The following is a 12,564-nucleotide window of genomic DNA, read 5'->3' as shown; positions in this document are numbered from 1 at the left end:
GCTGGCGATGCCGCGCGGCGGACGGTATGCAGTCTCCATGAATGGTTCGCCAACGCCCGAGCGAGGCTGATCCGCGATGCGAATCGGCCCGTTGAAGATCAAGGCGCAACTCTATTGCGGTGACGAGATCGCGATGGGGCCGGGCAAGGCCGACCTGCTCGACGCCATCGACCGCGAAGGCTCGATCTCGCGCGCGGCGGCGGCAATGGGGATGAGCTATCGCCGCGCCTGGCTGCTCGTCGACAGCATGAACCGCTGCTTCACCGCGCCGCTGGTCGAAACCCACGCCGGCGGCGGCAAGGCCAGCGGCGCACGGCTCAGCGACACCGGCCGAACGGTGCTGACGCTCTACCGCCGGCTCGAAAGCAATCTGGGCCTTGTCGGCGATACCGATCCACTCGCCATGCTGGAGGCTGCGCTGCGCGAAGAACCGCTCGCACATCGCGCGCCCTGAGTCCTCAGCTCTCGCGCCCCGCGAGCCACAAGGTCTGCGTGATCGGTTCAAGCAGATAGGAAAGCGCCGTCCGCTTGCGCAGCGGCACCATGACTTCGGCAGGCAGCCCCGCCTTCAGCACATTTCCACCCCGTATCTGGCGCAGGATCGATACCTGATCGGGCGGCACGATCACCTCGATCGCGAAATAGGGCGTTCCGGTCCGCTCATCCTCCATGCTGTCCGCGGACACCTTGCCGATCCGGCCCTTCAGCATTGGCAGGTTTCGCTCGTGCAGGCCTGAAAAGCGGATCTGGGTTTCCATGCCCTGCATCAGGTCGTCGGCGTCGGAGGGCGATGCCTTGGCCTCGATCACCAGGTTGCGGTCGCGCGGCACGATTTCCATCAGCTTTTCGCCAGCGCCGATCACGCCGCCGACCGTGAAGACCCGCAACCCCACAACGCGGCCGGTGGCGGGCGCACGCACGGTGGAGCGCGCCAGCTTTTCCCGCACCGCCTTCAACCGGGGCTGCACTTCGTCCAGCCGCACTTCGACCTCGCGCAGTTGCTCGGTGACTTCCTGCATCATCTGTTTGTCGAGCGCCGTGATCTGCAGGCGGGCCTCGCCGATCGCTTCGCGGACACGAGCGATCTCGGACTGGAAGGCACCATATTGGCCATCGAGCTGTGCCGCACCGCGTTCGAGCGCACGCACCCGGTTTACCGCGACAAATCCCTTCGGCAGCAAGGTCCGCAGGCCGTCGAGTTCCTCGCCCATCAGGCGTTGCTGTTCGCGGTTCGAGGTCATCTGATAGGAATAGCCGCCGATCTGCTGATCGTACTGATTGATCCGTTGCCCCAGCACCTCGCGCTGTGTGCGAAGCGCCTTGCGCCGCGCCTCGAACACGCGACGCTGACCTGTCAAAGCCTCTTCGGCAAGCGCTTTGTCAGGCCCCGTCAGCGCAGCGAATTCGGCAGGCTCCGATACGCGCATCCGGCGATCGCGCTCGGCGACAAGTCGCGCACGCTGGGTCAGGAGCGCAATCACCTCGCTGGTCATCGCGCGTTCGTCCGCCAGAACGTCGGACGCCGAAACCTCGAGCAGCGGATCGCCCTTTTCGACGAAATCGCCCTCGGCGACGTCGAGGCGGGTGATAATGCCTCCTTCGCGGTGCTGAACAGCCTGACGACTGCCCGAAACCGCGACCACGCCGGCAGCATGCGCGCCGGCGTCGAGCGGCGTTACAGCGGCCCAGCCGAGGATGCCGATGAAGAATGCACCGGCGATCGCGCCGCCGATCTTGATCTCGCGACGCAGACCGTCGCCATGCACGGGCGACGACGCGCTTTTTTCGATCTCGGGTTGCGCCCACTGCATGTCGTTCATCGTTTCGCTCCCACCGTTTGCGGCGCCTTGGCGGCGCGCGCCTTCATTGCCGTGGTAATCGCGGCAAGCACTTCTTCGCGCGGACCGATGCGCGCGATTTCCCCGTCGTTGAGCAGTGCCAGCCGTGCCGCGCTTCCTAGTATCGCCGGCCTGTGCGCGACGATCATGACCGCTGCGCCATTGGCCCTTGCGGCGGCGACCGCACGCGTCAGCGCCGCTTCGCCGTCGCCATCGAGCGCCGAATTGGGTTCATCGAGGATCAGCACGCGGGGACCGCCATAAAGCGCTCGCGCCAGCGCCACGCGCTGCGCCTGCCCCGCCGACAGGCGTTTGCCGCTGCCCTCCAGCATCGTGTCATAGCCGTTTGGCAGACGCAGGATCATCTCATGCACGCCGGCCAGCTTTGCCGCCTTCACGACCTCCAGGTCGATGATCGGCTGCGGAACACCGCGATAGGCTGCAAATCGCGAGATATTCTCGCTGATCGTACCGGCGAGGAGCGCGCAATCCTGGGGCAGATAGCCGATATGTTGCGAAAGCCGCTCCGGATCCCAGTCGTCGGCGCTGGCGTCGTCGATCCGCAACTCGCCCAGATCGGGTGCGAGCGCCCCCGCGGCCACGCGCGCAAGCGTCGTCTTGCCGGCGCCCGACGGGCCGATGATCCCCAGCACTTCGCCGGGCACCAGCTTGAGCGAAATCCGCTTGAGCAAAAGCGTCTGGTCATCGTCGGCGCGGACGACCACACCCGCCAGCTCCAGCCGTCCCTCGGGTTCGGGCAGCATTGTCCTGTCGGGTCGGCCGTCTGCCGGCTTCGCCAGGATTTCGCCGAGCGAATGGAGCGCTTGCCGCGCCTGGTTGAGCTGCGGCCAGACCCCGACAAGCTGTTCGATCGGCTGCAGCGCCCTGCTGAGCAGTACCGAGGCGGCAATGATCGAGCCGATGGAAATCTGTCCCTCGATCGCGAGCCAGGCCCCCATGCCGAGCGCAAAGGACTGCATGAACATCCGTATGAACTTGATTACGCCATTGTAGCGGCCGCCCGAAATCTGAAGCTGCAACGCCTTTCCCAGCCCCGCCCGGCGTTCGGCGATATGCCGCGTCACCAGCGCGCGCCGCATGCCCAGCGCACGGACAAGCTCGACATTCCGCAGCGTCTCTTCCTGCGCCATATACGCTTTCGCCTCCGACCGGCGCGTCGCCTCGAGCGCTTCCCTGTTGCGGCGTCCATTGGTGATCGCCAGCAGGATCAGGACCGTCCCGGCGCCGAGGATTAGAAAACCCAGAGCGGGATGGATCATGAAGGCGACGAGCAGGAAAATCGGCGTCCAGGGCACGTCGAAGACGACGGTGCCGGCAGGCCCCGCCAGCGACTGGCGCAGCGTGTCGAACTCGCGCAGGGCTTGCGAGGCGGCTGCGCCGGAATTGACGGCCTGCCGCGCAAGCAACCGGTCGAGTATCCTGCCCGAAAGCAACCGGTTCAACCGCAGCGAGGACTGCATCATCACGCGTGAGCGGATGGCATCGAGCGAGGTCAGCGTCCCGATCGCGAGCGCGATGACGACGGTAAGCCAGAAAAGCGTGAAGACGCCGCTGGTCGGCACGACGCGGTCGTAGATCTGCATCATGTAGATCGTCGGCGCGAGATACAGAATATTGATGAGCGCGCTGAACCCTGCGGCGAGGCGGAAATGGTTACGGCACGCCGATGCCGCTTCTTCAAGCCCCGCAGGGACCTCCATCCAGAACAAACGCATGACACACTCCCCCGGCTGAATTGCGATACGGGCGGAGCCGGATGACACCGGCTCCGCAGGGCACGTCACAGAAGGAAGTGATCCGAGGCCATCCACTTGTGCTGGAAGAACGCGAACGAGCCCAAGTGATCGAACTGATCGAAACTGTCGGTATCGAATATCGGTCGGTCGAAGTACGGAAGCCGCACCGCCTCGATCTGCTGCGGATGTTCGACCTGGCCAAAGTCGTCATGGTCGAAAACCGGGCGTTCGAAACGCGGCAGATGGATGGCGTCGATCAGGAAGCCGTCATTGCCGAGCATGTCGATTCCGCTGGCATTGATCGGCACCATATCCGCGCCGTTCCCGGCGGAACCGTTGCCGCTCGTCGGCAGGAAATCGACGACATCCTGCGGTCGCAGGTCACCGACCACCTGGTCGGCGCCACCGCCCGAATTGAACTTCAACCGGTGCGCCGATGTCAGGCCTGAGATATCGACGGTGTCGTTCGCTCCCGATCCGGTGACCGTTATCGTGTTATAGGCAAGCGACGTACCGGTGAAATCGCCGACGATGTTGATCGTATCGCCGGTTGCGCCCGTCTGGCTGCCACCCGCGGCGGAAAGCGCGGCATCGCTCGTCAGTATCTCTATTTCCTCGATCTCGCGCGCTTCCGCGATAATCGATTCGACGCCGCCAACGGTCACCGTGATATAGATTTCGGCTGACCCGTTCGTCGGCGTGAGACCGCCCGGCAGCGAAGCATTGTCGTAAACCGTGAAGGTCTCCGCGGCCGCCGTGCCGAGGATTTGCAACGTATCGGTTCCCGACCCGCCATACACCACGTCATGGCCGCCATCGGCGACATCCACGGTCACGAGGTCGTCGCCGTTGCCGGCGAGGATGGTGTTCATGCCCGCCCCGCCGTTGAGGATGTCGGCAAAGGCGCTGCCGTTGACCGTATCGTTGCCATTGCGGGCGAAGAATATCGTCGACTGGCCGAACGACGCTGTCAGTTGGCTTCCATTGGAGCCGAGCTGGATCGTGTAATCCGTTCCCGCGAACCGCAATATTTCCATTTGCCGAACGTCGTCGGCTCCGCCGCCCGCGGTCACGTCGGTCACCAGAACATTGTACCCGCCGTTCGAACGGATCGCATAATTGGCGGCCGGACCATCGAACACAGCGGTGTCCTGTCCTCCTCCGCCAAGCAGCAAGTCGTCGCCGTCACCACCGGCCAGCACGTCGTCGCCCGCATAACCGCGCAGGGTGTCGGCACCGCCAAGGCCCGTCAGGACGTTGTTCCCGTAATTGCCGCGAATGTCGTTGGCGGTGTCCGTGCCGCCAAGGTCTATCGCATCCGTACCCCGCGTGTCGGTAGTCAGGATGAATTCGATCTCGGAGGTCGGATCGGCCGCCCAACTGACCGAGGAATACACACGATCGGTGCCCTCGCCCGCCAGTTCGACCACCTGATCGCCGGCCTGTTCGACATAATAGAAGTCGTTGCCGGCGCCACCGATCATCAGGTCGTCGCCGCCCAGACCATGGATGCGGTCGTTGCCGTTCAACCCGCTGATCATGTCGGGCGCCGCCGTACCGTTCAGCAGGTTGTTGCCGTTCGTTCCGGTAATGACGTTGTAGCTGTCGTCATTCGTGATCGTAATGACGCTGGTCGCACTTGCCGGATCGATGGTGACGTTGCTTACGGCGGAGAGATTGACCGTAAAGCTCTCATCGTCCTCGAGTTCGATATCGCCAGCGACTTCGACGGTGATCGTCTTGGTCGTTTCCATCGGCGCAAAGGTGATCGTGCCGCTGGCGCCGACAAAGTCCGGGTTGCCGGTCAGCGTGGTCGCTGGTCCGGAGCTGGTCGAGCTGGGGCCACTCGACGTCGCGGTGCCGTCGGCGGTCGCCCAGCCGATTTCCACCGGCCTGCCCGAGGCATAGCCAAGGGTGACCGTCAGCGTGATCTGCTTGGTCCCGCTATCGCCCTCGCTCACGCTGATCGAAGAATCGATCGTGGGGGTCGGCGGTCCGAGGAGCAATTCCTGGGCGCTGAGCGTGAAATCGGCGAACTGGAAATATTCGACATCGACTACCGTGTCGGTGCCATCGCGGTCGCCGACATTGTCGTGGACGATGAACGCCGTTCGGGTCTGCCCGAATTCATCCACGAAATCAGAGGTCGTCACCGTGTAGTCGTCGTGATTGCCGGAAAAGACGACGATGTCCGCATCGCCCTCCGCCCCGTTGTCGCCGAGCACATGTCCCTTGGAACCGTCATTATAGACCGGGCGGAGCTCACCCCATTCGGTGACCCACTGGTCGGTCGATTTGACGCCGAGATGGTCACCCCGAACCTCATAGGTAACATTGTCAGGGTCGGTGTTGTTGACGCTGACATACTGATGATAATCGTCGCCCGACCAGTACAGGTCGCTGTCGACAACGACGCTGTCGCCGAAGATGAAGTCGTTTCCTCCGAGACCGCTGAGAACGTCGTTCCCGCCACCGCCGACCAGATAGTTGTCGGCGCCGTTGCTGGTCGTCGCATTGGCGTCTGCCCCCGTCAGCCGGTCATTCTGGGCAGAGCCCACCAGACCTTCGACAAAGGCATAGGTGTCGGCGAGGTTGCTTGACGTGCCGTTGGCATTCGCGTCCTGAAGGCTGGCGAAGATCGGGATCATCGCCTCTTCGTAGCTGGCGATGTCCATATAGCCTTCGCTGCCGTCGCCGTTGAATTCGACGACGAACTGGCCGGTAATCACGGTGTCGCCGTTCAGGCGATCGCCGTCATTGGCCGTCGGCCCCAGGCCACCCTCCATCAGGTCGTTGCCCGACCCGCCGTTGATATTGTCGTCGCCGACGCCGCCGCGCATCCAGTCATTGCCGTTGCCGCCGAACATCTCGTCGACGCTGTCGCCGCCGTCCATATAGTCGTTGCCGTCACCGCCCATGATGAGGTCGGTGTCGCCTTCGCCGAACAACGCATCGTCGCCGTCGTCGCCGAAGACTTCGTCAACGCCGTCGCCGCCATGGACCTCGTCATTGCCGCTGCCGCCATGCGAAGTGTCGAGCACGCCCGGCCCGGCGAAGATCACGTCGTCGCCGTCGCCGCCGTCGATGAAGTCGTCATTTTCGTCGTCGGTGATCCAGTCGTTCCCGGCGCCGCCATAGATATGGTCGTTGCCCTGGCTGCCGTTCAGCGTGTCGGCGCCGTCATCGCCGTACAGGTAATCGTCGCCCAGGCCACCGGCGATATAGTCGTCGCCGCCATTGCCCGCGACCACCAGGTGACCGTCCTGAACGGGCGTTCCGTCGGCAAGGCTTCCGGCGGTCGAGGCCTGCCAGACATCGTTACCGCTTCCCAGTTCGTAGAACGCGCTCTGCGAACCGAATGCGTCGCCCGTATGCTCGGTGCCCGTCGTGCGCTGGATCAGGTCGGCGAACTGCTCGCCGATGATCTGGTCGCCCAGATGCTGGCCGACCGGCATGCGGTACAGATAATAGAACCGGTCGCCGTCCTGCATGCGCTGGCCGAAATCGAGCATGATCATCGAAAAGGTCGTGCCCAGCGGGCCGTCGAACAGTGGGCGTTCGGCAAGCCCGCCGATCCACAGGTCGATGTCCCAGAAACCAAGATCGGCGCCAACCGAATCCACCGAATGCGTCTCCGGGTGATAGACCGGCTCACCGATCATGAACTTCACCGCCGCTGCATGCATCGAGTCGGACGCATCGGCATAGGCGTCGACAATCCTTTGCGCATTTGCGCGCAGATCGGCGAGCGTCACAGTGCCGTCGGCCGTCGGATCGTTCGCATCCGCCGTCCCTTCGAGATAGGACTGGCGCAGCGAGGCAAGGTGCCAGGTGTCGTCATCACGGCCATAGGACGCAATGAAGTTGACCAGCGATTCAGGCGTCGCGAGATGGTTCCCGAAATCCGCCCAGCTCGTGTACGGCGCGATCGCGCTCCCCGATCCCGACGATCCGTTGAGCTGAACGACCTGATTGTAAATCTGTTCGCGCAGCTCATTGAGCGTCGGCAGCCCCACGTCGCGACCGCGCGCGATGTTGATCGCGGCAAGGTCGAGCGGCACGCCCAGCAGCGTCTGCTGCATCGCCGGCGTCACGAACTCGTCGATGTCGTTCGACGTCTGCCGCATGAGGCCTATGGCAAGTCCGGCAGCACCATATTGCGAATAGCCGTCCGGATTCAGGAACGCATCGAACAACTGCTCGCCCGCGCCGAACTGCGGATTGGCGTTCCATTCGGGGGTGCCGGGGGCATATGACACGCCATCGACCACCAGCGGGACGGCGACGTTCATATATTCGGTAAGCTGGGAGTGGCCGAGCCGGAATATCGCCTGGCTGAACTCCAGCGAGACATCCACGTTGATGTCGGCCGAATAGGAAACGAATTCGGGCAACACCGCCAGGCTGTTCACATACTGGTCGATCGCGATGTGGTTATATTCGGTCTCCGTGATGATGCGCGACGCCTGATAGACCGAGTTGCCGTCCCATGCGACGGCGCCTTGATCGTCGATGTTCACGCCCTCGATCATGATCGTGTGATCGTTGCCGTCGAAGTCGAGATAATGGAGTTCCGACGTGGCGTCCGACGTGCCGGCATCGGTGCGCGTCCACGCATTCACATAGGCGGCGGCGTCAGCCATCGTGGCACCACCGGCGAGCATATTCGCGGCTTCCTGAAGGACGCCGTTCTCGATCGCGAGCACTTCGATATTGTGCTCCTCGTGGAAGACGTGATGCACCGAGGTGAGGCCGATATTCTCGTTCACCCGGCCATCCCCCGACACATAGTGCCGGTTCAGCAGGTCCACGTCATAGTCGTAGCTGTTGCCGTCCGCCGCGATATACACTCTTTCTGCGTTGGTGCCCGGATCGATATCGCTGTGAAAGCTGGGGTCGGCAGCGGTATTGATGTCGATCAGGATCGCCTGGTTGGTGTGGAGCACCATTCCCGAGGCGTCTCGCGCGAACGGATCGTGCGCCTCCAGCGTCGCCAGATCGACGCCGGTCCTCGCCGCCATATCGGCAAGCGTTTCAGCGGCGCGGTAATAGACGCGGTTGCCGCCCGCATCGAGCACGGCAGCCGGATCGAACATCAGATTGCCCGTCGGGTCGACGAGCATCGACGGCGTGTCGAACACATCGGTATCGACCAGTTCGATGCCGAGGCGCATCGCGTTGGTCTTCATGTCAGACCATGTCGCCATATCATGCTCGGCGCGCTGCAACGCGTCGGCATTGGCGGGGTCGTTCAAGTCGATTTCGTTGATGACGCCGGTACGCTTTCCGTTTTCATCAACCTCGGGCATGTACACCTTGCCGTCCTCGGCGCTGGTGATCAGCAGCCCGGTGGGACGGCCCTGGTCGTCATATTGGCGGACCAGCGCGTTGACCGACGCATCCGACCCATAGGTCTGGCTCTGGTCGATCAGCAGGCCGGTATTGTTGTTGAACTGCGGCGTCACCCCTGCCTTCAGCGCGCCGATGTCCGACGCGGTCAGGTTGTCCGGGTCGGCGGCCACGTCCTCTGCCGTGTAGAAATCGCCGTCGGGATTGGAAAGCGACGCACGGCTCAGCATCATGACGTTCGATGCGCCCGGAATATACTCCGGATTGCGGTCGCCATTCGCCAGCGTTGGCGGAACGTACAGCGGATCGTTCGGCGACAGCGTGATCATCGTATAGCCGCCGCCCTTCGTTATGAAGTCGAGGCCGTGATCGAAGAACTGACCGAATGCGACAAAGAATTCGTTGAACGGAACGCCGCCCAGAATGCCCTGATCGGGAAGCCCCGCCCCCTGCAATGCACCGACGACCGAGTTGTTGACTTCGACCGGGTAGCTATGGGGGGCCATGGCCTCCATCGCGGCTGCGGCCGCCGGGTTGTAGGCCGGGCTGGTCGAGTCGATTACCGAGCTGGAAATCAGGTTGGAAATAAGGCGCGGAGTCATGTCGACATTAACATTGCCGAACGGCCCCGCGCTCGGGTTCAAGGGATCATAGGTGGTGCCCCAGCTATTGCCGGTGCCTGGCGTGTCGGTTTGCGACAGGCGCAGGAAATCCGTGTCCGCCTGGCCCCAGTCGGCATGGATATTCGATGCCGGAACCCAGTTTCCATCCGCGTCATACCCGCCAACCAGATTGTTGTTGCGGCCATTGACTTCGCGAACGCCACCGGGGTCGAGCGCACCGGCAAGCTTTGAATAGTCCGCACCGATCTTTACCTGCGCCAGCAAATATTCGAGATCTGCTGCTCCGAGACGAATTGCCATGATCCTTCCCTTCCATCGACAAAGGTTCCCCGTCGCGAAAATCGAGATTTTCGCGGCGATCAATCAATTTGGCTCGCCTTCAATTGCGATCAGCGTCCCGTAAACATTCGCCACCGGCAAATGCTCGACCAGTTTTTATCCAATCAACCAGTCTTTTTCAGGCAATTTGGCTGAACCCCCGGTTATACTGCGAATTTCTCCGAGACTTTGTTTTCAAAAGTCTCACCTACTCATCGCATAATCGGAACAATCTGCCCCGTTTTCGATTCGCTCAATTCAGTATGAGCACCTAAGGGCAATACTCTCTTCCCCCAGCAGCTTATCAGAATGGCTCCCCGAACAACGCCGAAATGCTGAAGGACTCCGAACGGACTTCTGCCTCATCCAAAATTGGATAGTATAGAACAGACATACCCCAATAGTGTTAGATACCTATACTGCCCTCCCTCTTATGGGTAATTACAAGAGTTTCTACCCTTATGTAGAAAACCGTGATAGAAGCAGAGTCGGGTCGCGCGGGCTGAACACGGGGGGCAATGCGCGTGCAGAAGCTGTTGGAAATGATCGACCAGGCGACACCGGTCGCCCGACCGGTGCGGAAGGCGTATGTGATCGCGATCGCCAGCAGCGCGGTCGCGATGCTGGTGACGTTTACGACCCATCACTTTCTGGGCACGACCGTGCCTTTTCTCTTCGGGCTCGGCGCGGTGATGGTAAGCGCCGCGATGGGTGGCCTTGGCCCCGCGCTTCTCGCCACCACGCTGGAAATGTCGGGCGGGCTGATGCTGCTGCAAGCGCGCCAGGAAGGCGTGACGACTATCGACGCCGTCATGATCTCGGTTTTCTGCGCTTGCATTGCCGTTGCCGGCTATTTCGTCCGCCGCCTTTGCGACCGCGAAGCAGCGCAGCGGCTCCAGCTCGCGAACCGCGAGGCCTATCTCACCTCGATTTTCGCCGAACTTCCATCCGCGATACTGGTGCTCGACCGCGAAGGATCGGTAATGGCGTCGAACCGGGCGGCGCGCCGGATGTTCGGCGTTCTGCCCGAGCTGCCGATGAGCGCCAATATCCGCGACTTCCTGACCATAGCGACGGGCGACCTGCCCGATGCGATCGCCGAACGCATCGCTCGGCAGGACCGGAGCGGCAAGCTGACCGAAGGCCGCTCGCGCGACGGCAGGCGGCTGCTCCTTTCCCTGACCGTTGCGCGCATGGAGTCCCCGATCGGCGACCTGTTCGCGCTGCAGTTAAACGACGAGACCATGACGGTCGAAAATGCCCGCAAGGTTTCCGAACTACAGGCGGAGATGTCGCAACTCGGCCGGGCCGCCGCATTGGGAGCGATGGGTTCGGCAATCGCGCACGAACTCAATCAACCGCTCGCCTCTGCCGCCAACTATGCCGGCGCCGCGCGAAAATTCCTGTCGAAGGAAACGCATGACCGGAAATCGCAGGCAGCCGAGACGGCTTTGGGCGCCGCCCAGGAACAGATTTTCCGGGCCAGCGCGGTCATCAAGGGGTTGAGGAATTTCGTTCAGCCGTCCTCGTCCCATCAGCAGTGGCAGGATGTGCGGCCGCTGGTCGAGGAAGCCGCGAGACTGGCATCGTTCACGCTCAAGGAACGCGGCGCTCACCTCACCTTGTCATGCGACGATGCCATCGGCGAGATCGAGGTCGACCGCGTGCAGATTCAGCAGGTACTGGTAAATCTGTTGCAGAATGCGGCCGACGCTGTCGTCGGGCTCGAAGAGCGCGAGGTCCGGCTCATCGTTCAAGCCGGCCCGTCCGGGCGTATCCGGATCATGGTTCGCGATACCGGGCCGGGAATAGCGACCGACCGGCTCCCGTTTCTGTTTCAGCCCTTCTCCACGACCAAGCAGCAGGGGCTTGGCGTGGGGCTGGCAATCTCGCGCACGATCGTGGAGGCCCATGGCGGCCGTCTGGAATATGAGCCGGCCCCGGGCGGCGGATCCTGTTTCAGCTTTACCCTGCGGCATCGCTGGCTGGAGGAACATTATGACGCAGCATAATAGGCCGACGATATACGTCATCGACGACGAAGCGGAGATATGCCGCTCAACGTCATTGTTGCTCAGCGCCGAAGAATTGCCCGCCAAATGTTTTTCCAGCGCCGAACAGTTCCTCGCGGAAATCGACGAGCTGGCACGCGGGATCATCCTCAGCGACGTCCGCATGGGCGGCATGACCGGCATCGAGTTGATCGAGCGTTTGCGACAGGCCCGGCGCACCGATCCGGTCATCATCATCACCGCGCACGCCGATGTCGAACTTGCCGTACAGGCGCTGAAGGCCGGCGCTGTCGATCTCGTCGAAAAACCGTTCAGTTCGGAAGCGATATTGAAGGCGATCGACGAGGCGCTCGAAGCAATGCGAGACCCCACCGGAGAGGTGCACGAAAAAGTAGCGCAGCTCTCGCACCGCGAACGAGAGGTCCTCGACCTGATCGTTTATGGAAAGACCAACAAGGAAGTCGCCATCGCACTCGATATCAGCCCGCGAACCGTAGAGATTTACCGGGCAAAGCTGATGAACAAAATGCGCGCCGACACCCTGCCCGCCCTTGTCCGCATGACGATCGAAGCCGGCATCGCGGCGCATTGACGCCCCCCAAGGCCGCACGCAGCATTTATCGGGGGCACTACCTAAGGTGTCGTCCGAAATTGTCGGGCCGCGTCG

At 62.4% G+C, this 12,564-nt stretch carries 6 protein-coding genes; 3 read left to right on the top strand and 3 right to left on the bottom strand.

What is annotated here, in order from left to right:
- Nucleotides 1-76: 76 nt before the first annotated feature.
- Nucleotides 77-454 carry a winged helix-turn-helix domain-containing protein gene (locus tag J7S20_RS00635; protein ID WP_284052300.1) on the top strand — a complete coding sequence of 126 codons (378 nt, stop codon included), beginning with the start codon at nt 77-79 and terminating at the stop codon, nt 452-454.
- Nucleotides 455-458: 4 nt separating this feature from the next.
- On the opposite strand, the gene J7S20_RS00630 is transcribed toward J7S20_RS00635, so the two are convergent.
- The 3 genes from J7S20_RS00630 to J7S20_RS00620 all read right to left on the bottom strand — a co-directional run bounded on the left by J7S20_RS00630 (nt 459) and on the right by J7S20_RS00620 (nt 9,867).
- The gene (locus J7S20_RS00630; RefSeq protein ID WP_284052299.1) at nt 459-1,820 is read right to left on the bottom strand and encodes an HlyD family type I secretion periplasmic adaptor subunit; all 1,362 of its coding nucleotides are present in this window, start codon (nt 1,818-1,820) and stop codon (nt 459-461) included.
- Nucleotides 1,817-3,574, bottom strand: coding sequence for a type I secretion system permease/ATPase (locus tag J7S20_RS00625; protein WP_284052298.1), 1,758 nt, complete (start codon nt 3,572-3,574; stop codon nt 1,817-1,819). The genes J7S20_RS00630 and J7S20_RS00625 overlap by 4 nt, the downstream gene beginning before the upstream one ends.
- Nucleotides 3,575-3,639: 65 nt before the next feature.
- A complete protein-coding gene (locus J7S20_RS00620) occupies nt 3,640-9,867 on the bottom strand; it encodes a peroxidase family protein (protein WP_284052297.1) in 6,228 nt (2,075 codons plus the stop codon).
- A gap of 542 nt (nt 9,868-10,409) precedes the next feature.
- Here J7S20_RS00620 and J7S20_RS00615 point away from each other — a divergent pair.
- Nucleotides 10,410-11,897, top strand: coding sequence for an ATP-binding protein (locus tag J7S20_RS00615; protein WP_284052296.1), 1,488 nt, complete (start codon nt 10,410-10,412; stop codon nt 11,895-11,897).
- Nucleotides 11,884-12,489, top strand: coding sequence for a response regulator transcription factor (locus J7S20_RS00610; RefSeq protein ID WP_284052295.1), 606 nt, complete (start codon nt 11,884-11,886; stop codon nt 12,487-12,489). Before J7S20_RS00615 ends, J7S20_RS00610 begins: the two co-directional genes overlap by 14 nt.
- The last annotated feature ends 75 nt before the right edge of the window (nt 12,490-12,564 follow it).

The sequence above is a fragment of the Stakelama marina genome, from assembly GCF_018122655.1.
Taxonomy (GTDB): Bacteria; Pseudomonadota; Alphaproteobacteria; order Sphingomonadales; family Sphingomonadaceae; genus Sphingomonas; species Sphingomonas marina.
Note: the sequence above shows the minus strand (reverse complement) of the source record. Positions and strands in the feature narration are given on the sequence as shown.